Consider the following 23,857-nt stretch of genomic DNA (forward strand, 5'->3'; position numbering starts at 1 on the left):
GTCGAAGGGCCCGGGAAAGGTCCCGTTCCTGGTCGGCCGGGTCAGCTCGGCGGGGCGGCCGGCAGGCGGACGACGAAGCGGCACCCGCCGGCGACGTTGTGCGCGTGCACCCGCCCGCCGAGTGCCTCGACCAGGCCGCGCACGATCGCCAGGCCCAGTCCGCCGCCGCTGGGCCCGTCGCTTCCGACGCCGGCCGGCGCCGGGGTGCGCGCCCGCTCGCCCCGGAACGCCACGTCGAACAGCCGGGGCAGATCCGTCTCGGGGATGCCGCCGCAGGTGTCGGAGACCGCAAGCCAGGCCTCCTTCTCGTCACGGCCGGCGTCGATCCGCACCGTGCCGTCCGGCGGGGTGTACCGCACGGCGTTGACGAGCAGGTTCGCGACGACCCGGGCGAGCTCGGCCTCGGCCGCCCGGACGGTCGGCCAGCCGGTCTCCGGGGCGCGTACCCGCACCCGCCGGTCGACGGCCAGGGGCGCGGTGGCGGCGATCGCGTCCGAGACGATGTCGCCGAGCGGCACCGGCGACAGGGCGGGCCGCAATGCACCGGCGTTGATCCGCGACAGCTCGAACAGGTCGTCGACCAGGCGGGTCATCCGATCCGTCTCGACCCGGATCCGGTGGTGGTACTCGGCCACTGTCGCCGGATCGTCGACGACCTTGTCCTCCAGTGCTTCCGCCATCGCCCGCAGGCCCGCGAGCGGGGTGCGCAGGTCGTGGGAGACCCAGGCGACCAGCTCACGGCGGCCGGCCTCCAGCTGCCGCTCCCGCTGCCGCGACTGGTCGGCCCAGACCGCCGCCTGCGCCAGCCGCCGCGCGAACGCCACCCCGACGGCCAGGGTGACCGCCGCGGACGCCGCGACCGTGACCAGCACGACCTGCAGGTCGTGTGCGGACAGGAACATGGCCTGGGCGACCGCCGTGACGCCCGCCGCCACCGATGCGACCGTGACGGCCAGCAGCACCGCCACATGGGCGAGGATCGACCGGTGGCGCATCAGCCGCAGCGCGCCGACGCCGAGCGCGGCGACGGTTCCTCCGGCGGCCAGCGCGTAGAGACCGATGACCAGCAGATCCGTCACCGGTCCGGCTCCTGCGGCTCGTACCGGTAGCCGACACCCCACACGGTGACGATGCGTCGTGGTTCGGCGGGGCGTTCCTCGATCTTCTCCCGCAGCCGTCGCACGTGGACGGTGACGGTGGACTGGTCGCCGAACCGCCAGCCCCACACGCGGTCCAGCAGTTCGGCGCGGGACCAGGCCCGGCCGGGGTTTCGCAGCAGGAATGCGAGCAGGTCGAACTCCCGCAGGGTCAGCGCCAGGTGGTCGTCGCCGAGCCGGGCGACCCGGCGGCCGGTGTCCGCGGTCAGCCCACCGTCGCGCAGCACCTCCGGGGCCTCCGCGTCGCGGGGCGCCGCGCGACGCAGCACGGACCGGATGCGCAGCACCAGCTCCCGCGGCGAGAACGGCTTGGTCACGTAGTCGTCCGCGCCGACCTCGAGCCCGGCGACCCGATCGGCCTCGTCACCGAGCGCGGTCAGCATGACGACCGGCAGGTCCGGCAGCCGGCCACGCAGCCGCCGGCACACCTCGATGCCGTCGAGACCCGGCATCATCAGGTCGAGGACGACCAGGTCGGGCGGCTCGTCGGCGACCGCGGCGAGCGCGTCGGCCCCGTCGAAGGACAGCCGGACCCGGCAACCGTCCTGCTCCAGGTAGCGCCGTACGACGTCGCTGACCGTCCGGTCGTCGTCGACGACGAGCACGTGGTGCCCCATGGGGGCAACGCTACCCACGGCCGAACCGACGCGGACGCCCGCGACCGCCCGGCGGAACGGCCGTAAGCGAACGGAAAGACCTTCCCGCGCCGCGCGGGCCTACCGTCATCGCCATGCACAGAAGACGTTGGTTGTTGTCCGTCCTCGCCGTCATGGTCGTCACCGGGCTCGGGGTTGGGCTGTACCTGTTCCAGCCGTGGCGGCTGGTGACCGACCGCGAGGTGCGCGAGGCGCTGCCCACGGTGGCGGAGTCACAGCCGACGGCCTCGCCGCAGCCAGAGCCGACGGGTTCGGCGGCACCGGCGGCGGTGGTCCTCGCCGCCGGGGACTTCGTCACCCACGAGCACGACACGACCGGCCGGGTGCATCTGGTCCGCCTCGCCGACGGCCGTCGTCAACTGCTCGTGCGCGGGCTGGACACGTCCGACGGTCCCGACCTGCGGGTCTGGCTCACCGATCAGGAGGTGCTGCCCGGCCGCGCGGGCTGGCACGTGTTCGACGACGGTCGCTGGGTCGAGTTGGGCCGGCTCAAGGGCAACATCGGCGACCAGGCGTACGACATCCCGGCGTCGCTGGACCTGGACGGGCTGCGCAGCGTGTCCATCTGGTGCAAGCGGTTCGCGGTGTCCTTCGGCGCCGCGCCGCTCGCCTGAGCGGGCTCCTCGGCGAGCGCTGCCACAGCCGGATCCTCCACCGGCTGCCCGGGTCGGCGAACCGCGATGGTTGCGGGAGTCCCCGCTCCTTGCCCGGTCCACCCGTCCAGGTGGGGCTTCAGGTGGTGGCCGCGAGGAGCCGCTCACCGAGGACCTGATTGAGCTCTCTCAGCTGTTGTGAGGTTTCCCTGTTCTCGGCAAGGTTCTTGAGAAGGCACTGCGCGCAGGTCACGGCTCCGATCGTGGTAGCCCAGTCGGTGAGGTGTTCGTAGCCGGCGATGGCGAGCTTGGCGATGCGTTGGGCGGCGTTGAGAGCGAACAGGTCACGGACGGCGTCGTCGTGGGGAATGCGGAGGAAGTCCTGGAAGTCCCTTTCGACTCCGCGGATGGGACTGGATCGGGTGTGCAGGGGTGCGACGCCGAGATCTCGCAGGCAGGTGTCGATTCGAGCGGAGTGTCGGTCGCTGGCGCCGGCCATGCCCTCGATGATCTGTTTGAGCGTGCTGTCGCCGATGCGGGTGCTGATCAGGAGGCCGAGGATGGAACGCGCCTGGTGTTCCAGGTCCTGCATCGCCGCGAGTTCGTAGAAAAAGATCTCCTTAGCGGTCTTCACCTTTTGCCCTCCTTTGGCCGGGTGCCAGCCTCTGTCAGTTGCGGGAGGCACTGTCTCGATGCCGTCGGGAAGCGGGGTATCAACGACGAGATGGTCGCCGTGGGGCAGCAGGCCGAGCGACACCCGGATGAGGAGCAGCGGGGCGGCGGACCATGCCGGTGGGCTACTGCACGTGGTACTTCGCTCGGTTCCGATCGTATCCGGCGAACGCCTCCGGAAGGCGGCCTTCGACGCATCGCGCGGCGTCGAACGTCACCTGGCAGCCGTTGCCGGCTTCCTGCACCAGCCGGCCGCCGCGCTGCCGAACGCTCTGCCGCGGCGGCGAGTTCAGCACCAAATCAGCGTCGAGTTGACCCGCGTGACGTTGCTGATCGTGTTGTTCGCTCCGCCACAGGGGCTCTGCGTGATGTTGGTGTTGGTGACGGTCAGGTTCTGGAACCGGACGCCGGAGGAGAGTGGGAACTCCGTCCGCGCGGCGATCCTGATCTCGCCTCCGCCCGTCACCGTCCCGGACACTGCCGCGATCGTGACGTTGTAGCAGTTCTCCACGAGGATCGCGTTGTTCCCGGTGTTCGAGATCGTCACCCGGTCGATGACCGCGCCCCCGGACTCGGAGACGCAGAAGATCCCCCGGCCGCCGCCGGCGGCGATCACGTTGCCGACCCGGATGTTGGTCGGGTACGAGCTGCCGACCCGTCCGTTGCGGTTGGCCATCCGGAACGCGGCGTACCCGGTGCCGGTGCCGGCGCCCTGCGCGTCGACCGTGCCGACCGTGGCGTTGACGGTGTCGTTGAGCAGCAGGCCGGAGTAGCCGGTGTTCCGTGCGGTGACCGTGCCGACCGTCAGGCCGTCGACGCCGTACGTCTCGACGCCGTGTGCGCCGGTCCCGGACACGTACACGTTGTCGATGCGGACGTTGCGCACCTTCACCGCCCGGTCCCCGCCGTGGTTGTCGATGCGCACGCCCAGGCCGCCGGAGAGCCGCATGTCGATCTGTCCCAGGGTCAGGTTGTTCACGTTCCGCATGAAGATCCCGTACAACGGCGACCCGGTCAGCGTCAGGTTCTGCACCTCCACGTCGGTGGTCCCGCGCGAGTACACCGGCGCGTAGTCGCCCGAACCCAAGCCGGTCACGTTGATCGTGCCGCACACGGCGAGCGTCGTGTACGACGGCAGCGACAACCGGGAGCCGGCGCTCATCGACCCGGAGCCCCGCACCACCACCCGCTGCTTCGACGTCCGTCCCGTGGACAGCGAGTTCACCGCGGCCTGCATCGCCGACAGCATGCTCGACCCCGAGTACACCGTCGACGACCCGTTGCGGGCGGTCCAGGTGCTCCCGCTCAGCACGGCCTCGGCGTGGAACGACCCGCTTCCGCAACCGGTGCCCGGTGGTGGCGTGGTCGGGCCGCCGCCACCGGCGACGCGAATCATCTGCCACTGCTGGTTCGCGCCGTTGAGATCGGCGTACTGGCTGATCCGGGCGCCGTCGGCGGTGGACCACTGCCACACCTCGAGGGCCTTGGCCGAGTGGCGGTTGATCAGTCGGACGTAGCCGCCGTCGGAGTCGAGGACCTGGAACTGCTGGTTGGTCGCGTTGAGGTCGGGCCACTGGCGGTAGTCGGCGCCGTCCGCGGTGTTCCACTCCCACAGGTCGACGACCTTGCCGCTGTGCCGGGCCTTGAGGCGGTAGTAGCCTCCGCCGGAGGCGACGAACTGGAACTGCTGCCATTCGCCGTCGTTACGGGACCACTGTTGGATCGCCGCGCCGTCCGCCACCGAGGTGTCGCGTACGTCGAGGACCTTGCCGCTGTGCCGGTTGACCAGGACGTAGTAGGCGGCGGTGTCGATGACCGCGGCCTGTGCCGACGGCGCGGCGACCAGCGCGACACCGGCGGCGCCGGCCAGCGCGGTCACCATCGCCAGCAGCAGACCGGTGCGCCGGCGAGGGCGGGCCGTCCGGCGGCGGGGCGGTCTCCGGTTGAGGGTGGGGTTCACCGATCCTCCTGACCGATCAGTAGAGGTAGGGCCATCCGGCGGCGTCGTAACCGATCCGGTTGATGCCGAGCAGCGACGCCCCGTCGTCGGCGTAGTAGTGGTAGAAGAGGTGGTCGCCGTCGCTGTCGGCCAGGACCGCCTGGTGCCCGGGACCGTGGACGCTGCCGTGCGAGCCGAGGATCTGGGTGCCGCCGCCGGCCAGCATGTCGCGGCCGGCGCGGTCGACGAACGGCCCGGTCGGGGCGGTGGAGCGGCCGACCATCACCCGGTAGGTGCTGCTCGCGCCCTGGCAGCAGCGGTCGAACGAGACGTAGAGGTAGTACCAGCTGCCCCGCCTGACGATGACGGGGGCCTCGATGCCGGGCCCGTAGGCCGCCAGGCTGTGCATCGCCGTACCGAGCCGCCGCCCGGTGCCCGGGTCGATCGGGATCAGCTTGATGCCCGACCAGAACGAGCCGAAGCTCAGCCACCAGCGGCCCTGGTCGTCGACGATGAGGTTCGGGTCGATGGCATTGAAGTTGTCGGTGCTGCGCGACTCGATCACCAGGCCCGCGTTGGTCCAGCTGCCCGAGGCGCCGGTGGTGCTGGTGGCGAGGAAGATCGCCGACCGGTTGGAGCCGAAGGTCGACGCCGAGTAGTACAGGTGGTAGCGATCATTGTGGTACGACAGGTCCGGTGCCCAGAGGTTGCGCCCGCCGCCGGTGTAGGTGGTCGTCCACGGCGCACCGCCGGGGAAGACCGCACCGGCGTTGCGGAAGGTGATCCGGTCGGTGGAGGTCTTGAGCGCGATGTCGTTGCCGGTGTGGGCGACGAGGTACCCGCCCTCGGGCCGCCTGACCACGGTCGGGTCGTGCACCCCGATGTCGCCGGACACCCTGCCCGGCTGGGGATAGGACGCCGGCGGCGGCGTGGTGGTGGGCGGGTTGGTGCCGAGGCGGATCAGTTGCCACTGCTGGTTGGCGCCGTCGAGGTCCCGGTAGCCCGCCAGCCGGCCACCGTCGGCCGTGGACCAGTTCCACACGTCGATGACCTTGCCGCTGTGGCGGTTGACGAACCGCACGAACCCGCCCGCCGAGTCCTGCAACCGGAACTGCTGCGTCGCGGACCCGCTGTCGGTGCGCTGCACCAGCTGCGTGCCGTCCGTCGCGCTCGGCAGGTCCAGCACCTTCCCGCTGTGCCGGGAACGGATCGTGTAGTAGCCACCGCCCGCGTCCACGAACTGCCACTGCTGAACGGCGAGATCGTTACGCGCCCACTGGTTCACCGGCGCGTTCTCCGCCGTCGACCAGTTGTAGACATCCATCGCCTTACCGCTGTGCCGGTTGACGAACACATAGGCCGCCCCGACGTCGACGGCCGCCTCGGCCGAGGGTGGCGCGACGGCGACACCGGCAGCCAGCAGCATGCCCGCCGTCGCCCCGACAGCCGACCACGCCCGCGCCGCGCGCCAGCGCGAACCCCGCGAGCGCTCCGCGTCCAGCTTCACGCGCTTCCTCCTCGGGGTTGGGCGCCGGCGCCGGCGCCGGACGACGATCCCGACGCCTGGGTGACGACACCGCCGGCTGGTTCCGCCGGGCAAGAGACGTGGGCGGGCTCCCCATGAGGGCTGACGTCGCCGCCGACCGACCACCGTATGTTGTCGTTAACATCGATGACTGTCAACCCGATGGCAACCGCGACCACTTCCCCGGGTTGCCCGGTGCAGCACAATGGGCTTGTGGAACGACATCCGCCAATCAATATCGGTTCTGATTCCGCGTCGCATCCGGCCGACTCCCACGCGCTCGATGCCGTCATCACCACCGCAGTCATCACCGCAGCCGTCGTACCGTTCGTGCAAACTCTCGTGGCGAAGGCGGCCGAGGATTCCTATCAGGCCGTCCGCGCCCTGCTGCGCCGCCGGTTCGTCGCGGCCCGTGACGGCCACGAGCCGGACGCGGCTGCCCGACCGGTGGTCATCGTCAAGAGCGGCGACGTCCTCCTCTACCTGCTTCCGGACATGGACGACGAGGCGATCCGCGGTCTCGCCGACCTGCCACGGATGCTGCCGTCCGGCGGGAGCCAGGGTCGGGTGCAGGTCTTCTGGAACGAGGCGGCCCGCCGCTGGCAGGTAGACCAGCGATGAACTACTCGGCGATGTCCCTGGACTGCTTCCACTGTGTCGAGGTGCGTCCGGTGAACAGCAAGGCCGAGGCCGCGGCGTTCATCAGCGGCATCGCGGACACGCCGTGTCCGCTCTGCGGAGTCCGGTGTCAGACGTTCCTGCTGTTGCTCGACGAGCAGGAGGTCGAGAACCGGCTCGCGAACGCCGACGGCTGGGGCCGCTCTACCGGCCCGGAGCAGGGCTTCGCCCGCTTCGCCACGACGGCGGAGATGACGCGCGGCGACTCGACCGCGGCCGGGACACTGCGCGACCAGGTCTCGGCCGCGGCGGCCGAGCGGCGACGCCGGCTCTGCCAAGCCGCCACCGACGCGGCGCAGGCAACGGTCAGCTACTCGGTGGGACACCAGGCATGGCAGGAGGGCCGGCTCGACGAAGCCCGCAGGGCCTTGACGGTCTGCGCCGCGACGGACAGCCCCGAGGCAGCGCAGGCGGCCATCATCCTGGGCGGCATCGACCTGCTGGCCGGGCGCCGGGAGGCCGCCGCAGCCTGGTACCGCAAGGTGACCGCGGACACCGATCCGGAGGTCCGGGCGTCGGGGTTCTACCTGCTCGCCGGAGCACTGAAGGAGGGAGCTGACAGCGGCGCCGCCGAATCCGCCCTCCGATCCGCCCTGGACTGCGGCGAGACGACGATCGCCGGCCGGGCGGCGATCTATCTCGGCGAGCTCCTCCACGAGCGGACCGGTGACTGGGATCCGGCCGTCCGGCTCTGGGAGTACGCCTACGCCACCGGCCCGGAGGAGGCCCGGCTGGTGGCCGCGTTCCACCTGGGACGCGCGTGCGCGTTCCGGGGCCGCCGGCGGAAGGCCCGGCGGTTCTTCCGGATCGCCACCGCCTCCGCTGAGCCCGGGATCGCCGAGCGTGCGCGTGCGCTGCTGAACGGATGAGCCTCTCGGCCGCCTATCGGGCCCTGCGGCACCAGGCCGGGCTGGACCCGGACGCGGGGAACCCGTACGCCGTGTTGAACGAGGACGTGCGCCGGATCATCACGCGCAGCGGCCTCGCTGATCCCGGTCCGACACTGGTCGGAGAGATCCCGCACCGGACGTACAACGCGAAGGCCCGCGCCGTGCCCGGCGGTACGCTGATCCTGCTCAACACGGGGCTCAACACGCTGCTGCTGCGGGTCGCTCTCACGCTCGCGGTCGGCGTGCTGCCCGCTCGGCGCGACGACCAGAACCGGATCATCCTCCGGGAGCCGACGGCGGACGAGAGACGCCTGCGCAGCGAGGCGGACGGCCTTCTCGCGGAGGCGGTTCTCGACTACGTCCACCAGTCGCCGCCCGCAGCCTTGGGCCTGCCGGCCCACTCCGAGGAGCACCTGCTGCTGGCCGAGGCGATCTGGTACTCGGCGGAGCGGTTCGTGGTCGGTCACGAGTTCGGTCACCTGCTGGCGGGGCACCTGCACGAGCCGCCCGGCCAGGCCCACCTCGCCCGCGAGTTCGAGGCCGACGAGATCGCCATGCTGCTGGTCCTGCGGACGATGGCCGACGTGGAGCCGATCCTGCGCGGCTTCGCGGTGGTCGGTCCGTTCCTCTTCCTGGCCGTGGATCACCTGATCACCCGGGTCCGCACCGCACTGTTCGACCTGCCCGAGGGCCTGTTCACCCCGACCCACCCGCCCTCGGAGATCCGGGCGGCCGCGCTACGCGCGGTGGTCGAGCAGGCCGGCGATCCGACCCTGCTGCGGTTCGCCGACGCCTTCGTCGCCGCGCTGTCGATGCGCGAGGACGCGATCCTGCAGCGGGCGACCGGAACTCGGCGCCCGGACCGCGGGTAGCCGAACCGGGACGCCGGCACGCCCCCGGCGATGGTGTCCGGTCTCACCGCGATCTTCCTCAGCGGAGCACTGCGGCGGGCCGTACCCTTGATTGCAAGTGTCCCCATATGTCCGCCAGCCAAGGGGTGACCATGCTCGACCACGCGTCCGGCCGCATCGATCTCACCCGCCTGCAGGAAGTGCTCGACGGACCGTGGGCCGAGGTTCGCAACGCGCACCGGAAACACCTCGACGAGCGCTTCCTCCCGGTGTACGGCGAGACCGGTGACCAGGCACGGGAGCGGATCACCCGACTGCTCACCGAACTCCCCACCGAGCTGGGTATCACGTCGGCCTTCCCGACCCGGTACGGCGGCAGTTCCGACGTCGGCGCCTCGATCGTCGCCAGCGAGATGCTGGCCCAGGTCGACCTGTCGCTGATGGTCAAGGCCGGCGTCCAGTGGGGGCTGTTCGGCGGCGCGGTGGAGGCCCTCGGCACGCGGCGGCACCACGACGCCTGTCTGCGCGACATCATCTCGGGTGAGCTCCTCGGCTGCTTCGCCATGACCGAGACCGGCCACGGCTCCGACGTCCAGCAGCTGCGCACCACCTGCACGTACGACCCGCGGACGCAGACCTTCGATCTGCACACCCCGCACGATGCGGCGCGCAAGGACTACATCGGCAACGCGGCCCGGGACGGGCGGATGGCGGTGGTCTTCGCACAGCTGATCACCAACGGACGGCGGCACGGCGTACACGCGTGGCTGGTCCCGATCCGCGACGCGCAGGGCAACCCGCTGCCCGGTGTGACCATCGGCGACGACGGACCCAAGGCCGGCCTGCTCGGCGTCGACAACGGGCGGCTCAGCTTCGACCACGTGCGGGTGCCGCGGGACATGCTGCTGGACCGGTACGGCCAGGTCGCGGAGGACGGGACGTACTCCAGCCCCATCGAGAACGACTCCCGGCGCTTCTTCACCATGCTCGGCACCCTGGTCCGCGGCCGGGTGAGCGTCGGCGGCGCCGCGTCGGCGGCCACCAAGTCGGCGCTGACCATCGCCGTGCGCTACGGCGACATCCGCCGCCAGTTCGGCACGCCCGACGCCGACCGGGAGGTGCTGCTCAACGACTACCTGGCCCACCAGCGCAAGCTGCTGCCCGCCCTGGCCACCACGTACGCGTTGCACTTCGCCCAGGCCGAGCTGGTCGCCGCGCTCAGTGCGGTGCAGGGCGGTGACGGGCCGGTCGACGAGCGCCGGCAGCGCGAGTTGGAATCCCGGGCCGCCGGCCTCAAGGCCGCACAGACCTGGCACGCGACCCGCACCATCCAGACGTGCCGCGAGGCGTGCGGCGGCGCCGGCTACCTGGCCGAGAACCGGCTACCCGGTCTCCGGGCCGACACCGACGTCTTCACCACCTTCGAAGGCGACAACACGGTGCTGCTGCAACTGGTGGCCAAGGGGCTGCTCACCGGCTACCGGGACGAGTTCGGCTCGCTGGACGGCTGGGGGCGTGCCTCCTTCGTCGCCGAGCAGGTCCGCGAGATGGTGCTCGAGCGCACCGCCGCGCGGGCGCTCATCGAGCGGCTGATCAGCACCGTGCCCGGCCGGGACGAGGAGGTCGCCGTCACCGACCGCGGCTGGCAGCTCAAGGTCTTCGAGGACCGCGAGCGGCATCTCCTCGACGGCGCGGTCCGCCGCCTGCGCAACGGCGCGACCACGAAGAAGGACCGCCCCTTCGACATCTTCAACGACGTTCAGGACCACGTCCTCGCCGTCGCCGCCGCACACGTCGACCGGATCACCCTGGAGGCGTTCGTCGCCGGCATCGAGGCAACCGCGGACCCGGCGGTCCAGGCGCTGCTGTCCCGGGTCTGCGACCTGTACGCGCTCACCGTCATCGAGGCCAACAAGGGTTGGTTCCTGGAGCACGGACGGCTCACGCCGGCCCGCGCCAAGGCGATCACCGGCGTGGTGAACGCTCTGCTCAAGGAGCTGCGCCCGCACCTGCGGACGCTCGTGGACGGTTTCGCCATCCCGGACCCGTGGCTGCACTGCGCCATCCTGCGCGAGGAGCCCGGCCGGCAGGAGACCATGGCCGCCCACGACGCCGGCGGTGATCCGCAGGCGGTCCCGGCATAGGACGCCACGCCCCTCGGAACTCCGCCGGACGCGCTCCTCGCCGGGCACCACCAGAGCTGGAGCTCCTGGCGGCCGCCCGACGAGGAGACCCGCACGACGGACTGGGACGGCTACCACCCGGTCACTCGAGGTGGAACCGTTCGTCCATGGCGAGGGCCGCCAGTTGCGGCACGGTGAACGGCAGTTCCTCCAGCCCCTGCTTGGGGCTGCCGTGGAACAGGCTCTGCGCGACGAAGGTGACCGTTCCGTCCGGGTGCCGGTACGCCGACCACTGCTCGAAGCGCCGGTCGACGGTGGGACGGACCACCACACCGACCTCCGCGTTCCCGACGGTCACGAGCTGGCACTCGCCCTGCATCTCCCAGAACCGCCGGGTCAGCTCGCACGGCTCGGTCGGGAGCTTGTTCCCCCGGGTGTGCACCTCGACGAGTACCCGCCCGGTCCGGTCCCCCTTGGCGACGGTGGCCGCGGCCAGGTAGCTCCACACGTCGACGCCCTGCACCTTCTCCTCGAACTGGGCCTGGCTGCTGCGCGGCGGATCGTCGTCGGACTGGTCGGCCGCGTTGTCCGGCACGACGTACCCGGCCGGCACCACGGCGATGAGTTCGTTGAGCAGCCGGGCCGCCTGGTCGTTCCGGTTGCCCGCGTGCGCCGTCCGGTCCTCCTGCGGGCGACCGTCCGGTCCCGTCGGCCACGGCTCGGCGCTTGCCTCGTCCGACGGGCCTGGCCTGGGTTTCGTGCCGGAGGCCGCCGGCCTCCCGCCACCCGGCGCCAGGGGACCGCTGTCCGGGGCGCCCGCCCCCGCGGTGCCGACCGCCGTGACGCCGGCGACCGCCAGCACCACCGCCGCGCACCCGGCGCAGGCCCAGCCGGTACGCCGGCGTGTCTGGGCGCGCCGTGCGGCGCCGAGCGCGACGGCCGTGTCCAGCGGCGGCGGAGACAGGACGGCCGCCATCTCGTGACGCAGCGCCTCGCGCAACTCTTCCCCGTTCATCATTCCCCCTTCGTGTTCGTGCCGTACGCGGGCAGCAGCAGGCCGCGCAGATTCTCAAGGCCACGGGCCGCCTGGCTCTTCACCGTTCCGGGCGAGCAGTCCAGCAGCGCCGCGGTCTCCTCGATCGACAGGTCCTCCCAGTACCGGAGCACCAGGACCGCCCGCTGGCGCGGCGCCAGGCCCGCGAGCGCCTGGAGCAGCACCAAGCGGTTCTCCGGCGATTCGGGCGGTGCGGGTCGTTGCGCGGGCTCGCCGCCCACCCGTTCGCGCCGCCACCAGCCCCGCCGCCGCTCGTCGAGAAAGGCGCGGACGACGATCTGTCGTACGTAGGCGTCGAGCACCTCGTGCCGCGAGACCCGATTCCAGCGCAGGTAGAGCCGCGTGAACGCGGTCTGGACCAGGTCCTCCGCCCGGTGCCAGTCGCCGCAGAGCAGGTACGCGGTGCCACGCATCGCGTCCGACCTCGCGGCGAAATATTCCGCGAACGCCGTGTCGCGATCGCTCATTCAAGCCTCCAATCCCCGATCCGGGATAGTCACGTCAGTTGGGACTCCGCGGGTTGCCTGTGGGAACGAAATCGCCAGCGGCTGGTCACCCGGGTGGACGGGACGGATGTTGCCGGGCCGGGTCCGGACGTGCTGGAATGGTCCACATCGCCGCAGCGCGGGGGCAACCGCGCTGGGAACGGCCAGCACGGGAGCATCGCAGCACCGGCAGCGCGCCACTGTGGCAGACGCTCGCGCGCCGCATCGCCGGGCCATCGCCACGACGACGGGCCCGCATCTCCGGGCAGATGTCCCCGCCGCACGCACTCCTCCGGCAGGTGTCCTCGCAACGGCCGACGCGCTCGCCGTCGGCCATGCCGGAGGCGTCCCATGCGGTCTGCCAGCTACCGGCGACGAGGTGAGAAACAACGATGATTTCCCGGGAGAGTTTCACGGGGTGGTACCGGAACCGCTTCGTGTGGGTGGCGGTGATCCTGGCGATGACCGCCGGCGCGGTCGTCGTAGCCACCTCGGCCGGCTCGAAGACGGAGCCGGCCGATCTGCACGCGCAGCTCATGAGCCGGATGCGGACCACCCTCGAACAGGCGGACCCGGGGCAGCACAACCACGCCGGACACGATGTCCAGCAGGCGGCGGCCACCGGGGACGCGAAGCCGGCGGTGATCTGCGGAGTCCGCGTCTACGGCTACGAGCCGACCGGGGCCACCGCGCTCGCGGAGGTGCGGACCGTCTACGGCTTCCACCTCTGCGGAGTCGCCGAGCAGAAGCGCCCCTGGGACTGGGCGGTCAAACTGGCTGGCCCGGTCATCATGGACATGTCCACCGACCCCCCGGGCATCCAGGTGGTCGAGGCGACCGCCGACGTCCGGTTCGTCGACCGGCTGCGGGAGATGTTCCCGGCCGAGTTCGCGGAACCGGCGCTCAAGGAAGCCCTGGCCCCCGCGGAGATGGCCGACCTGCGCCGCCGGTACGACGCCGCGGCCGGCCGCTGACCCGGCGACCGGCAGCGAACCGCCCGGCGCGCGACCGCCCGGTGCCGCGCCGCCACGATCCGCCGCCCGAGGACCTCACCCGGAAGCGGGGCGCAGGTGGGGCCGCCGGCTCTCGCGCCCCGCCTCGTACGCGGCCCGGGCGGCCTGCCCCTCGGTGGTGGTGGAGACCTCGGCGACCGGGACGTCCCACCAGGCTCCGGCGTCCGGACCGGCCTGGAACCGGTCGGTCCGGACGTGCACCACGCTGGTCCGGGTCGCCGCCTTCGCCGCCGCCAGGGCGGCCCGCAGCTCGTCCATTGTCGACGCTCGGATCAGGTCGGCGCCGAGACTGGCCGCGTTGGCGCCGAGGTCGACCGGCAGCGGCGCCCCGCTCCGGTCGACGTAGGCGGTGCCGAGCCGGTGCGCGCCGACGCTCTCCGACAGCCGGCCGATCGAGGCGAAGCCGGAGTTGTCGACCAGCACCACGACCAGTTTGACGCCCTCGGCGACGGCGGTGGCCAGCTCGCTGGGCAGCATCAGGTAGGACCCGTCGCCGACCAGCACGAACACCTCGCGGTCCGGCGCGGCCAGCTTCACCCCGATCCCGCCGGCGATCTCGTAGCCCATGCAGGAGTAGCCGTACTCGACGTGGTAGCTCTTCGGGTCGCGGCCGCGCCACAGCCGGTGCAGGTCTCCGGGCATCGAGCCGGCCGCGCACACCACCACATCGCGGTCGCCGGCGGCGTCGTTGACCGCGCCGATCACCGCGGTCTGGCTGGGTACCGCGTCCGGGGCGGCGCGCCGGGCAGCGTCGGCCGCGGTCGCCCACCGCTCGCGCAGCCGGGTCACCGACGCCCGGTACTCCGGCGGGGTCTCCCAGCCGGCACAGGCCGCGTCCAGGGCGGCGAGGCTCTCCCGGGCGTCGCCGACCACCTGCGTGCCGGACAGCTTCGCGGCGTCGAAACCGGTGATGTTCAGGTTGACGAAGCGCACGCCGTCGCCGAACAGCGTGCCGGAGGCGGTGGTGAAGTCGCTGTAGCGGGTGCCCACGCCGATCACCACGTCCGCACCGGCGGCGATCTCGTTGGCCGCGGTGGTCCCGGTGACACCGACCGCGCCGAGGGCGAGCGGGTGGTCGTACGGCAGCGCGCCGGTGCCGGCCTGCGTTTCGGCCACCGGCACCCCGTGGTCCTCGGCGAACCAGCGCAGCGCGTCGGTGGCCCCGCTGTAGATCACCCCGCCGCCGGCCACCACCAGCGGCCGGCGCGCCGCCCGGACGATCCCGGCGGCCCGGGCCAGCGCGGCGATGTCCGGCAGCGGCCGGGGCACGTGCCAGACCCGCTCGGCGAACAGCTCGTCCGGCCAGTCGTACGCCTCGGCCTGCACGTCCTGTGGCAGGGCGAGGGTGACCGCGCCGGTCTCCGCCGGATCGGTGAGCACCCGCATCGCGGCCAGCAACGCCGCCGGCAGCTGTTCGGGCCGGTTGATCCGGTCCCAGTAACGGGAGACCGGCCGCAGCGCGTCGGTGACGCTGAGGTCGTAGGAGCGCGGGTCCTCCAGCTCCTGGAGCACCGGGTTGGCGACCCGGGTGGCGAAGATGTCGCCGGGCAGCAGCAGCACCGGCAGCCGGTTGATGGTGGCGCCCGCCGCGCCGGTGACGAGGTTCGTCGCGCCCGGGCCGATCGACGTGGTGCAGGCCAGGGTGCTGAGCCGGTCGGTCATCCGGGCGTACGCCGCTGCGGTGTGCACCATGCCCTGCTCGGTGCGGCACAGGTGGTACGGCAGGTCCGCCTTGGCCGAGGCCAGGGCCTCGCCGATGCCGGCGACGTTGCCGTGGCCGAAGATGCCGAAGCAGGCCGGGATGAGGCGTTGCCGCCGTCCGTCGCGTTCGGAGAACTGCCGGGCGAGGAACGTCACGATCGCCTGCGCCACCGTCAACCTGGGCATCACGCCTCTTTCGTTCCGGGCCGGGTCAGCGGCAGCCGCGGGTCGACCGGCTGGTCGGCCCAGCTGCCCCGGATCCAGCCGTGCCGGGGATCGTCCACACAGGCCATGGTCCGGGTCGCGGCCGGCCCGGCCAGTACGTTGAGGTAGTACAGGTGGTAGCCGGGCGCGGCCATCGACGGCCCGTGGTAGCCGTACGGGACGAGCACCACGTCGCCGGTGCGCACCTCGGCCAGCACGTCGATCGGCCGGTCGACGGTGCCGTAGACCCGCTGGTAGCCCACCGGCCCGTCGCCGGGCACGCCGCCGGCCACCTCGAAGTAGTAGATCTCCTCCAGCGCCGCCTCGACCCGCCCGTCGTCGTAGGTGCGCTCCTCCTCGTGCTTGTGCGGCGGGTATGACGACCAGTTCCCGCCGGGGGTGAGCACCTCGACGGCGACCAGCCGGTCGCAGTCGAAGGCGTCCGGCGCGCAGAAGTTGTTGACCTGCCGGCTGGCCGGTCCGGCGCCGCGCAGTTCCACCGGCACGTCCCGGGCCGCACCGTAGCGCGGCGACAGCCGGCGGGTGGCCCGCGCCGAGGGCAGGGCGAAGCGGCCCGCGCCGCGGATGGTCGCGGTGGCGTCCCGGGGTAGGTAGGCGAAGTCGGTGACCGCCGTGAACACGGACTCGCGGCCGGCCAGGTTGAGCCGGAGCCCGTCGCAGTGCACGGTGGCCGCGCCGGCCAGCGGCACGACCAGCATCTCCTCGTCGCCGGTGGTGAAGGTCAGCTCGCCACCGGCGGGCAGGGTGAGCACCCGCAGTCCGGCGTACCGCCAGCCGGCCCGCTCCGGGGTGACGTCCAGGGCCCAGGGTCCTCGAGCGGTGCCGCCCCAGGGCAGGTGGGCGTCGGCGGTCCTCATGCCCGTCCTCGCTTCGCTGCCGGCGGGCAGGTGGCGTCACACCGGCTGTAACGGTGACCCGCCCGCTGCCGCTCGCTCATGCTTCCTGCCCGGCGGGCAGCAGCGAGCTGGCCAGGTCCACGGCGGCGGCCACGTCGTCATCCGGCGGGTAGAGCAGTGCCCGGCCGACCACCAGGCCGCGCACGCCCGGCAGTCGTAGGGCCCGCTGCCACCGCGCGTACACCACGTCCGGCGCCTCCACCGGGTCGCCGCCGAGCAGCAGGACCGGCAGCGTGGTCGCGGCCAGCACCCGCTCCATCTCGTCGATCGCCGGCAGCTTCAACCAGGTGTACGCGCTGGTCGCGCCGAGCGCCTGCCCGACGCTGACGCCCTTGACGACGGCCTCCGGGCGCAGGTCGACGCTGACCCGGCCGTCGTCGCGCGTCACCCAGAGCGGCTCGACCAGGGCGATGGTGCGACGGGCCGCCAGGGCCGTGACCGCCTGGGCGCAGGCTTGCAGGGTGGAGGCGGTGCCCGGGTCGTCCGGGTCGATGCGGCAGAGCATCTTGCCGCCGTCGTAACGCATCGCGGCGATGGTATCGGCGTCGTACGCGGTGAACCGGTCGTCGAGTTCGAACCTGGCGCCGGAGAGGCCGCCGCGGTTCATCGAGCCGATGGCCAGCCGGTTCTCCAGCGCCCCGAGCAGCAGCAGGTCCTCCAGGATGTCCGGGGTGCCGAGCACGCCGTCGACGCCCGGCCGGGACAGTGCCAGCCGCAGCCGGTCGAGCAGGTCGGCCCGGCCGGCCATGGCCATCGGCCGGTCCCGTACCCCGAGGGTGCCGCGGGCGGGGTGGTCGGCGGCGACGACGAACAGCGGCCGGCCGGGCTCGGGCCAGGGCCGGCGGGTACGGCGGGCGGCGGCTTCGGCGATCGCCTGCGGCCGGTGCGCGCGGGTGCGGGTCAGCGCGTCGTACTCGGTGCTCACCGGTCTTCTCCTGTCAGGACGGCGGTCGACGGCGTCGGCGGCGGCACGGCATCCCCGGCCAGCCCCGCGGTCTCGGCGTAGTCGGGCATCGCGGCGGAGCAGGCCAGCCGGGAGGCGACGATGGCGCCGGCGGCGTTGGCGAAGCGCAGGGTGCGCTCCAGCGGCCAGTCGCGCAGCAGCCCGAGGCAGAGCGCGCCGCCGAACGCGTCGCCGGCGCCGAGCCCGTTGACCACGTCCACCGGCACCGGCGGCACCCGTACGCTCTGCTGACCGGTGCGGGCGAGCACCCCGGCCGGCCCGAGCTTGACCACGGCGAGCCCGAGCCCGCTGGCGAGCAGCAGGTCCGCGGCCCGGTCCGGGTCCCGGGTGCCGACGGCGACCTCGACCTCGTCCAGGTTGCCGACGGCGACGGTGACCTGTGGCAGTGCCGCCGCGATCGCCGCCGTGGCCGCCGCCGGGTCCGGCCAGAACATCGGGCGGTAGTCCAGGTCCAGCACGGTGTGTGGGCGCCGGTCGCGGGCGGCCAGCGCGGCGGCGTGCGCGTCGCGGCTGGGCTGCTGGCACAGCCCGGTGCCGGTGAGCCAGAAGACGCGGGCGGCACGGATCGCGTCGAGGTCGAGTTCCGCGGGCCGGATCTGCAGGTCCGGCGCGGTCGGGGTGCGGTAGAACCAGAGCGGGAAGTCGTCGGGCGGGAAGATCTCGCAGAAGGTGACCGGGGTGGGCAGCCCGTCGACCGGGTGTACCTGGCTGTCGTCCACCCCGAACTCGCGAAGCGCCCGGTGCACGTAGCCACCGAAGGCGTCCGCGCCGGTGCGGGTGATCACGCCGGCGCGCAGCCCCTGACGGCTGGCCGCGACGGCGACGTTGGTGGGGCTGCCGCCCAGGAACTTGCCGAACGTCTCGACCTCGGCCAGTGGTGTGGCGATCTGCAGCGGATAGATGTCCACCCCGACCCGGCCGATGGTGAGCACATCGAGCATGCGGCGCCCTTCGTCCCGGCCGGCGACGGCGCGCCCCGCCAGCCCGCTTCCGTCCCTGACAGGTAACAGTGCTCTGCGAGTTGTGTCAATGTGTTGTCATGACATCCGCCCTCTGCGCCCGGTAACCACTTCGGTACAGTGACGCCCAGCCCCGAGATCCCCCGCGCGTCGTGAAGCGAGGAGGCGCCGTGACCGGCCCCGAGATCGCGGTCGACCGGAGCAGCCCGGTCCCGCTCTACTTCCAGGTCGCCGAGCAGTTCGCCGCGGCGATCCAACGCGGCGACCTGGCGCCCGGTGACCGCCTGGACAGCGAGTTGCAGCTGGCCGACCGGCTCGGGCTGTCCCGCCCGACCGTCCGCCAGGCCATCCAGCACCTCGTCGACAAAGGACTGATCGTGCGTCGCCGCGGGGTGGGCACCCAGGTGGTGCGGGGTACGGTACGGCGCTCGGTCGAGTTGACCAGCCTGCACGACGACCTGTTGCGCGCCGGCCAGGCGCCGTCCACCTCGGTGCTGGAGCTGGCCACCGTGCCGTGCCCGGCCGAGGTCGCCGCCGCGCTCGGCGTGCCGGTCGACGCCGAGGTGCAGCACCTGCGCCGGCTGCGGTTCGCCGACGGCGAGCCCCTCGCCGTGATGGAGAACTGGCTCCCGCTCGACCGGGTGCGGCTGACCATCGACGCGCTGCAGGCCAACGGACTGTACGGGATCCTGCGCGCGGGTGGCATCCGGATCCGGGGCGCCCAGCAGCGCATCGGCGCCCGGGCGGCGACCGGGTCCGAGGCGCAGATGCTCGGCGAGCGGCGTGGCTCGCCCCTGCTCACCATGACCCGCACCGCCTACGACGATCAGGGGCACTACGTCGAACACGGTTCGCACATCTACCGGGCCAGCCGGTACTCCCTCGAGGTGACCGTCGCCGAGCGGTGACGGTTGATGTTTCGCGCCCATTTCAGTGACAGGTATTTACGTCGTCAGGCTGTCATGACATTGTGTCCGCAAGCACCGCCGGCGTCGGGGGGACCTGCGGCCGGCGGGCGACCCGCGAGTCTCTTCGAAGTCTCTCCTTGCGAAGGGAAACAGCCCATGTCAGCCAAGCCGAGACACGCAGCGGGCGTGCTCGCCGCGTTCACCGCCGTCGCCCTCGCCGCCACGGCGTGCGGCGACTCGTCCGAGCCCGCCGGCAAGGACGCCAAGAACATCACCCTCACCATCTCCGCAAACGCGATCGCCGGCGGCAAGAACGCCGCGGGTGCCGAGTGGATCGAGCAGTGGGTCATCCCGAGGTTCGTCGAGGCGCAGAAGGCCAAGGGCGTCACCGCCAAGGTGACGTTCGTGCCCAGCGGCGTCGACGACGAGCAGTACAAGACCAAGCTGGCCCTGGACCTGCGGTCCAAGGGCGGCGCGGACGTCATCGCCGTGGACGGCATCTGGGTGGGCGAGTTCGTCCAGGCCGGATACCTCAAGCCGCTGTCGGAGGTGGCCGGCGACCAGGTCGACTCCTGGGAGGGCTGGTCACAGATCCCGGAGAGCGTGCAGGGCCTCGGCAGCTTCGAGGACAAGCGCTACGCCATCCCGCTCGGCACCGACGGCCGCGTCCTCTACTACAACAAGAAGCTGTTCGCCCAGGCCGGGCTGCCCGCCGACTGGCAACCCACGAGTTGGCAGGAGATCCTCGACGCCGGCGCCAAGTTGAAGGCGCTTCCCGGGGTGACCCCGATCCAGATCAACGCCGGCACGGCGATGGGTGAGGCCACCTCGATGCAGGGCGCGCTGCCGCTGCTGGTCGGCGCCGGCGGCGAGATCTACAAGGACGGCAAGTGGGCCGGCGCCAGCCAGCCCGTCAAGGACATGCTCGACTTCTACACCAAGGTCTACGGCGGCGGGCTGGGCGATCCGAAGCTCCAGCAGGAGGCGAAGGGCCGGGACAAGTCCTTCGCGGAGTTCGCCGCCGGCAAGATCGGGATCCTCGCCGAGGGCGACTATTTCTGGCGCAGCGTCGTGAACCCGAAGGACGGCATCGCCAAGATGGCGGACCGGGACACCACCGTCGGCTACGCGCTGATCCCCGCCAAGCAGCCCGGCGCCGGGCTCCGTGGCCAGGACTTCGTCAGCATGTCCGGCGGCGGCGTGCGGGTGCTCAACCCCAACTCGAAGTTCCCGTCGCAGGCCTGGGAGCTGCTGTCCTTCATGCACTCGGCGGAGGCGGTCAAGGCCGAGTTGGCCGGCGCCACCCGGATCACCGCCCGCACCGACGTGAACAAGGAGGTGCTCGCCGCCGACCCGATGCTCAACTTCGTCGCCGAGAAGGTCCTGCCGATCACCGCGTACCGGCCGCCGCTGGCGGTCTACCCGCAGGTGTCGGTGGCACTGCAGGAGGCCACCGCCGAGGTGACCGCCGGCAAGAGCGTGGACGAGGCGGCCGAGGCGTACCGGAAGAAGGTCGAAGGGATCGTCGGTGGTGCCGGCAACGTCACCTCCTGACGAACTGGTCGAGGGAGCGCGCCCGGTCACGGGCGCCTCCCCCGCCCCCGACGCCGCCGGGCTCGGCCGCGGCCGGGCCACCGGGTTCCTCGTCCCCGCCATGGTGCTGATCCTGGTCTTCCTGGTGGTGCCGGCCGTCTGGACGATCTACCTGGGCCTCACCAACTACCGGCTGACCGGCCTGGCCGCGGCCAACCCGGAGATCGTCGGCCTGGACAACTACACCAAGGCCCTGGGCGACGAGCGGTTCCGCACCTCGCTGCTGCTGACCCTGCAGTTCGTCCTCGGCTCGGCGGTCATCGGCCAGGCCGGTCTCGGCTTCGCCATCGCCTTCGCCCTGCGCGACCGCCGCGGCCCGCTGCGCCGGGTGGTCGAGGGGTTCGTCCTGCTCTCCTGGATCCTGCCCAGCTCGGTGGTCGCCTTCCTGTGGATCGCGCTGCTCGACCGGGACGCCGGCACGCTCAACGCGCTGCTCGGCATCCCCGGGATGGCCTGGCTGCTCGACTACCCGATGTTGTCGATCATCATCTTCAACACCTGGCGTGGCACCGCGTTCTCGATGATGCTCTACGCCGCCGCGCTGGAGAACGTCCCCCGCTCGCACCTGGAGACCGCCCGGCTGGCCGGCGCGTCGACCTGGCAGCAACTGCGCGACGTCGTGTTCCCCCGCATCCGCGGGCACGTGCTGACCAACCTGCTGCTGATCAGCCTCTGGACGTTCAACGACTTCGCGCCGTTCCTGATCACCGCCGGCGGTCCCGAGCAGCGTTCGGAGATCCTGCCGGTGTACGTCTACAAGGTGGCGCTCTCCGGCGGTGAGCTCGGCTTCGGCGCCGCGATCTCGTTCATCATGCTGCTGATCAACCTGGCCATCGCGCTGGTCTACCTGCGCCTGCTGGGCCGGCGGAAGGAGCGGGCGTGACCACCACCACCGCCGCGAGGTCCGCTTCCGCACCCGGTCCGACCGGCGATCGGCCCGCCGTCGCGGTTCGTCACGTGCTCGCCCAGATCGGCCGCTACACGTTCCTCTGCGCCGTTCTCGGCTTCTTCGCGCTGCCGCTGCTCTGGCTGGCCACCGCCCCGTTCGACGACACCCCGACCGTCACCGCCTCGCTGCCGCAGTTCACCCTGGACAACTTCCGCACCCTGCTGGACAACCCGTACGCGCTCAGCTCGCTGCTCAACTCCGTCTACCTGGCCGGCGGCACCGCGGTCCTGGTGGTGGCGTTCGCCGCGCTCGCCGCGTACGCGCTGAGCCGGGTCCGGGTGCCCGGCCGCGACGCGCTGCTCTACGGGCTGCTGCTGTTGTCGTCGATCGTCACCGGCACCGCCACCATGGTGCCGTTGTTCGAGCTGGCCTTCCGGCTCAACCTGATCGACTCCCGGCTCGGCGTGATCCTGATCCTCAGCGGTGGGCTGCTGCCGGCGGCCATCTTCATCCTCAAGGACTTCATGGACTCGACCCCGACGTCCTACGAGGAGTCGGCCCGGGTCTTCGGCGCCAGCCCGTTGCAGATCATGCGGCACATCGTGGTGCCGGTGGTCCGCCCCGGTCTGGCCACCGTGGGGGTGTGGGCGGTCGCCAACGTCTGGGGCAACTTCCTGGTGCCGTTCCTGCTGCTGCGCGGCCCGGACAAGGCGCCCGCCGCGGTGATCATGTACACCCTCTACACCGAGGGCGGTCAGGCCGACCTGCGCCTGCTCTCCACCTTCTCGCTGCTCTACTCGCTGCCGGTGGCGCTCATGTTCGTCTTCGTCAGCAGCCGGTACGGATTCCGCTTCCACGGAGGGATCAAGCGCTGATGGCCGCCATCACCATGCGCGAGCTGACCAAGGTCTACCCCGGCGGGGTACGCGCGCTGGACGCCCTCGATCTGGAGATCGCCGACGGCGAGTTCTTCGCCCTGCTCGGCCCCTCCGGCTGCGGCAAGACCACGCTGCTGCGTACCATCGCCGGGCTGGAGGTCGCCTCCGGCGGCAGCGTGCGGATCGGCGACCGCGACGTCACCAACCTGCCCCCCGGCAAGCGGGACGTGGCCATGGTCTTCCAGGACTACGCCCTCTTCCCGCACATGACCGTCCAGGACAACATCGCGTACCCGCTGCGGATCAAGAAGGTCGACCGGCGCGAGCGCGCCGGCAAGGCCGCCGAGACCGCCGACGAGCTCGGCCTGTCCGGGCTGCTGCACCGCCGCCCGGGGCAGCTCTCCGGCGGCCAGCAGCAACGCGTGGCGCTCGCCCGGGCGATGGCCTGCCACCCGCAGGTGTTCCTGCTCGACGAGCCGCTGTCCAACCTCGACGCCCGCCTGCGGTTGGAGGCGCGCACCTTCCTCAAGCGGCTGCAGCGGGAACTTGGGGTCACCACCGTCTTCGTCACCCACGACCAGGCCGAGGCGCTCGCCCTGGCCGACCGGATCGCGGTGATGGAGGGCGGCCGGATCCGCCAGGTCGGCACCCCGACCGAGGTCTTCCGCCGCCCGGCCAACACCTTCGTCGCGGGGTTCATCGGCTCCACCCCGATGAACCTCGTCGACGCCCGGGTGCGCGGCGACGAACTGGTCGTGGGCCCGGCCCGGCTGCCACTGCCCGCCGACGCCCAGGGCCGGGTCACCGACGGCGAGCGACTGGTCTACGGGGTGCGCCCGGAGTACCTCGACTACTCCCCCACCCCCGTCCCGGGCGCGCTGACCGGGCAGGTGGTGGTCGTGGAGAACCTGGGCAGCGTCTCCCTGGTCTCGCTGGACGTACCGGACGGCACCGCCGGCGACGACACCGCCGGCGACGACGATGGCGGCCCGGCCGGCGCGGACGGCGGTGCGGGCCACACCGGCGCCGCCGGCCACACCAGCGTGCAGGTCGTCGTCGCGGAGGGCCGCGAACCCGAACCGGGTGACACCGGGTGGGTGGTGCCCCGCCCCGGCCGGTCCCTGCTCTACCGCGACGGAAACCTGGTCACCGTCGCCGAGACGGCGAGCGTTCCGGCCCCTCGCGCCGGCGCCGGCGTGCAGGGCTGA

At 72.1% G+C, this 23,857-nt stretch carries 23 protein-coding genes; 11 read left to right on the top strand and 12 right to left on the bottom strand.

What is annotated here, in order from left to right; all coding sequences use genetic code 11:
• Nucleotides 1-41 precede the first annotated feature (41 nt).
• Together EV376_RS22215 and EV376_RS22220 are read right to left on the bottom strand one after the other, a co-directional pair.
• Nucleotides 42-1,079, bottom strand: coding sequence for a sensor histidine kinase (locus EV376_RS22215; protein ID WP_130326180.1), 1,038 nt, complete (start codon nt 1,077-1,079; stop codon nt 42-44).
• Nucleotides 1,076-1,774, bottom strand: a complete 699-nt coding sequence (locus EV376_RS22220) for a response regulator transcription factor (protein WP_130326181.1) — start codon at nt 1,772-1,774, stop codon at nt 1,076-1,078. The genes EV376_RS22215 and EV376_RS22220 overlap by 4 nt, the downstream gene beginning before the upstream one ends.
• 113 nt (nt 1,775-1,887) lie before the next feature.
• On the opposite strand from EV376_RS22220, the gene EV376_RS22225 reads away from it, so the two are divergent.
• A complete protein-coding gene (locus tag EV376_RS22225; RefSeq protein ID WP_130326183.1) occupies nt 1,888-2,427 on the top strand; it encodes a DM13 domain-containing protein in 540 nt (179 codons plus the stop codon).
• 118 nt (nt 2,428-2,545) lie between these two features.
• Here EV376_RS22225 and EV376_RS22230 read toward each other — a convergent pair whose 3' ends face one another.
• The 4 genes from EV376_RS22230 to EV376_RS22245 all read right to left on the bottom strand — a co-directional run bounded on the left by EV376_RS22230 (nt 2,546) and on the right by EV376_RS22245 (nt 6,524).
• Nucleotides 2,546-3,163: a DUF892 family protein gene (locus EV376_RS22230; protein WP_207228286.1), complete on the bottom strand. Its 618-nt coding sequence runs from the start codon at nt 3,161-3,163 to the stop codon at nt 2,546-2,548.
• Nucleotides 3,164-3,203: 40 nt separating this feature from the next.
• Nucleotides 3,204-3,374: a hypothetical protein gene (locus tag EV376_RS30520; protein WP_207228288.1), complete on the bottom strand. Its 171-nt coding sequence runs from the start codon at nt 3,372-3,374 to the stop codon at nt 3,204-3,206.
• Nucleotides 3,368-4,960 carry an RICIN domain-containing protein gene (locus EV376_RS22240; protein ID WP_130328802.1) on the bottom strand — a complete coding sequence of 531 codons (1,593 nt, stop codon included), beginning with the start codon at nt 4,958-4,960 and terminating at the stop codon, nt 3,368-3,370. The genes EV376_RS30520 and EV376_RS22240 overlap by 7 nt, the downstream gene beginning before the upstream one ends.
• Nucleotides 4,961-5,054: 94 nt before the next feature.
• The gene (locus EV376_RS22245) at nt 5,055-6,524 is read right to left on the bottom strand and encodes an RICIN domain-containing protein (RefSeq protein WP_486482759.1); all 1,470 of its coding nucleotides are present in this window, start codon (nt 6,522-6,524) and stop codon (nt 5,055-5,057) included.
• A 180-nt stretch (nt 6,525-6,704) separates the two neighbouring features.
• Between EV376_RS22245 and EV376_RS22250 the strand changes: the two genes are divergently transcribed.
• From EV376_RS22250 to EV376_RS22265, 4 genes are all read left to right on the top strand, one after another.
• Nucleotides 6,705-7,163 (top strand): hypothetical protein, encoded by a 459-nt coding sequence (locus EV376_RS22250; protein WP_130326185.1) that lies wholly within the window; start codon nt 6,705-6,707, stop codon nt 7,161-7,163.
• The gene (locus EV376_RS22255) at nt 7,160-8,089 is read left to right on the top strand and encodes a hypothetical protein (protein WP_130326187.1); all 930 of its coding nucleotides are present in this window, start codon (nt 7,160-7,162) and stop codon (nt 8,087-8,089) included. The genes EV376_RS22250 and EV376_RS22255 overlap by 4 nt, the downstream gene beginning before the upstream one ends.
• Nucleotides 8,086-8,982 (top strand): M48 family metalloprotease, encoded by an 897-nt coding sequence (locus tag EV376_RS22260; protein ID WP_130326189.1) that lies wholly within the window; start codon nt 8,086-8,088, stop codon nt 8,980-8,982. Before EV376_RS22255 ends, EV376_RS22260 begins: the two co-directional genes overlap by 4 nt.
• Before the next feature lie 131 nt (nt 8,983-9,113).
• Entirely contained in the window at nt 9,114-11,105 is a 1,992-nt protein-coding gene (locus tag EV376_RS22265; RefSeq protein WP_130326191.1) for an acyl-CoA dehydrogenase family protein, read from the top strand.
• Nucleotides 11,106-11,226: 121 nt separating this feature from the next.
• Here the strand turns inward: EV376_RS22265 and EV376_RS22270 are convergent, their stop codons facing one another.
• Nucleotides 11,227-12,099 carry a hypothetical protein gene (locus EV376_RS22270; protein WP_130326193.1) on the bottom strand — a complete coding sequence of 291 codons (873 nt, stop codon included), beginning with the start codon at nt 12,097-12,099 and terminating at the stop codon, nt 11,227-11,229.
• Nucleotides 12,099-12,605 (bottom strand): SigE family RNA polymerase sigma factor, encoded by a 507-nt coding sequence (locus EV376_RS22275; protein WP_130326195.1) that lies wholly within the window; start codon nt 12,603-12,605, stop codon nt 12,099-12,101. The genes EV376_RS22270 and EV376_RS22275 overlap by 1 nt, the downstream gene beginning before the upstream one ends.
• 410 nt (nt 12,606-13,015) lie before the next feature.
• On the opposite strand from EV376_RS22275, the gene EV376_RS22280 reads away from it, so the two are divergent.
• Entirely contained in the window at nt 13,016-13,597 is a 582-nt protein-coding gene (locus EV376_RS22280) for a hypothetical protein (RefSeq protein WP_130326197.1), read from the top strand.
• Nucleotides 13,598-13,672: 75 nt separating this feature from the next.
• Here EV376_RS22280 and iolD read toward each other — a convergent pair whose 3' ends face one another.
• The 4 genes from iolD to iolC all read right to left on the bottom strand — a co-directional run bounded on the left by iolD (nt 13,673) and on the right by iolC (nt 18,363).
• A complete protein-coding gene (gene iolD / locus EV376_RS22285; protein WP_130326199.1) occupies nt 13,673-15,523 on the bottom strand; it encodes a 3D-(3,5/4)-trihydroxycyclohexane-1,2-dione acylhydrolase (decyclizing) in 1,851 nt (616 codons plus the stop codon).
• Complete coding sequence (gene iolB / locus EV376_RS22290; RefSeq protein ID WP_130326201.1) at nt 15,523-16,419, bottom strand: 5-deoxy-glucuronate isomerase; 897 nt, start codon at nt 16,417-16,419, stop codon at nt 15,523-15,525. The genes iolD and iolB overlap by 1 nt, the downstream gene beginning before the upstream one ends.
• A gap of 76 nt (nt 16,420-16,495) precedes the next feature.
• The gene (locus tag EV376_RS22295; RefSeq protein WP_130326203.1) at nt 16,496-17,383 is read right to left on the bottom strand and encodes a Cgl0159 family (beta/alpha)8-fold protein; all 888 of its coding nucleotides are present in this window, start codon (nt 17,381-17,383) and stop codon (nt 16,496-16,498) included.
• Complete coding sequence (gene iolC / locus EV376_RS22300) at nt 17,380-18,363, bottom strand: 5-dehydro-2-deoxygluconokinase (RefSeq protein WP_130326205.1); 984 nt, start codon at nt 18,361-18,363, stop codon at nt 17,380-17,382. The genes EV376_RS22295 and iolC overlap by 4 nt, the downstream gene beginning before the upstream one ends.
• Before the next feature lie 188 nt (nt 18,364-18,551).
• Here iolC and EV376_RS22305 point away from each other — a divergent pair, with 188 nt between their 5' ends.
• The 5 genes from EV376_RS22305 (at nt 18,552) to EV376_RS22325 (ending at nt 23,857) form a co-directional block, all read left to right on the top strand.
• The gene (locus EV376_RS22305) at nt 18,552-19,289 is read left to right on the top strand and encodes a GntR family transcriptional regulator (RefSeq protein WP_130326207.1); all 738 of its coding nucleotides are present in this window, start codon (nt 18,552-18,554) and stop codon (nt 19,287-19,289) included.
• Nucleotides 19,290-19,445: 156 nt separating this feature from the next.
• Nucleotides 19,446-20,843, top strand: a complete 1,398-nt coding sequence (locus EV376_RS22310) for an extracellular solute-binding protein (RefSeq protein WP_130326209.1) — start codon at nt 19,446-19,448, stop codon at nt 20,841-20,843.
• Entirely contained in the window at nt 20,818-21,765 is a 948-nt protein-coding gene (locus tag EV376_RS22315) for a carbohydrate ABC transporter permease (protein ID WP_207228292.1), read from the top strand. Before EV376_RS22310 ends, EV376_RS22315 begins: the two co-directional genes overlap by 26 nt.
• Entirely contained in the window at nt 21,762-22,646 is an 885-nt protein-coding gene (locus EV376_RS22320) for a carbohydrate ABC transporter permease (protein WP_207228294.1), read from the top strand. The genes EV376_RS22315 and EV376_RS22320 overlap by 4 nt, the downstream gene beginning before the upstream one ends.
• Nucleotides 22,646-23,857, top strand: a complete 1,212-nt coding sequence (locus EV376_RS22325; protein ID WP_130326211.1) for an ABC transporter ATP-binding protein — start codon at nt 22,646-22,648, stop codon at nt 23,855-23,857. Before EV376_RS22320 ends, EV376_RS22325 begins: the two co-directional genes overlap by 1 nt.

This window comes from Micromonospora sp. CNZ295 (genome assembly GCF_004217535.1).

What these genes read in the sequence shown, in the direction of transcription:
- EV376_RS22220 (WP_130326181.1), bottom strand. Translation starts at nt 1,774, where the DNA reads ATGGGGCACCACGTGCTCGTCGTCGACGACGACCGGACGGTCAGCGAC.
- EV376_RS22275 (WP_130326195.1), bottom strand. Translation starts at nt 12,605, where the DNA reads ATGAGCGATCGCGACACGGCGTTCGCGGAATATTTCGCCGCGAGGTCG.
- EV376_RS22265 (WP_130326191.1), top strand. Translation starts at nt 9,114, where the DNA reads ATGCTCGACCACGCGTCCGGCCGCATCGATCTCACCCGCCTGCAGGAA.
- iolB (WP_130326201.1), bottom strand. Translation starts at nt 16,419, where the DNA reads ATGAGGACCGCCGACGCCCACCTGCCCTGGGGCGGCACCGCTCGAGGA.
- EV376_RS22260 (WP_130326189.1), top strand. Translation starts at nt 8,086, where the DNA reads ATGAGCCTCTCGGCCGCCTATCGGGCCCTGCGGCACCAGGCCGGGCTG.
- EV376_RS22255 (WP_130326187.1), top strand. Translation starts at nt 7,160, where the DNA reads ATGAACTACTCGGCGATGTCCCTGGACTGCTTCCACTGTGTCGAGGTG.
- iolD (WP_130326199.1), bottom strand. Translation starts at nt 15,523, where the DNA reads ATGCCCAGGTTGACGGTGGCGCAGGCGATCGTGACGTTCCTCGCCCGG.
- EV376_RS22240 (WP_130328802.1), bottom strand. Translation starts at nt 4,960, where the DNA reads ATGGTGACCGCGCTGGCCGGCGCCGCCGGTGTCGCGCTGGTCGCCGCG.
- EV376_RS22280 (WP_130326197.1), top strand. Translation starts at nt 13,016, where the DNA reads ATGATTTCCCGGGAGAGTTTCACGGGGTGGTACCGGAACCGCTTCGTG.
- EV376_RS22270 (WP_130326193.1), bottom strand. Translation starts at nt 12,099, where the DNA reads ATGAACGGGGAAGAGTTGCGCGAGGCGCTGCGTCACGAGATGGCGGCC.
- EV376_RS22325 (WP_130326211.1), top strand. Translation starts at nt 22,646, where the DNA reads ATGGCCGCCATCACCATGCGCGAGCTGACCAAGGTCTACCCCGGCGGG.
- iolC (WP_130326205.1), bottom strand. Translation starts at nt 18,363, where the DNA reads ATGCTCGATGTGCTCACCATCGGCCGGGTCGGGGTGGACATCTATCCG.
- EV376_RS22250 (WP_130326185.1), top strand. Translation starts at nt 6,705, where the DNA reads ATGGCAACCGCGACCACTTCCCCGGGTTGCCCGGTGCAGCACAATGGG.
- EV376_RS22225 (WP_130326183.1), top strand. Translation starts at nt 1,888, where the DNA reads ATGCACAGAAGACGTTGGTTGTTGTCCGTCCTCGCCGTCATGGTCGTC.
- EV376_RS22310 (WP_130326209.1), top strand. Translation starts at nt 19,446, where the DNA reads ATGTCAGCCAAGCCGAGACACGCAGCGGGCGTGCTCGCCGCGTTCACC.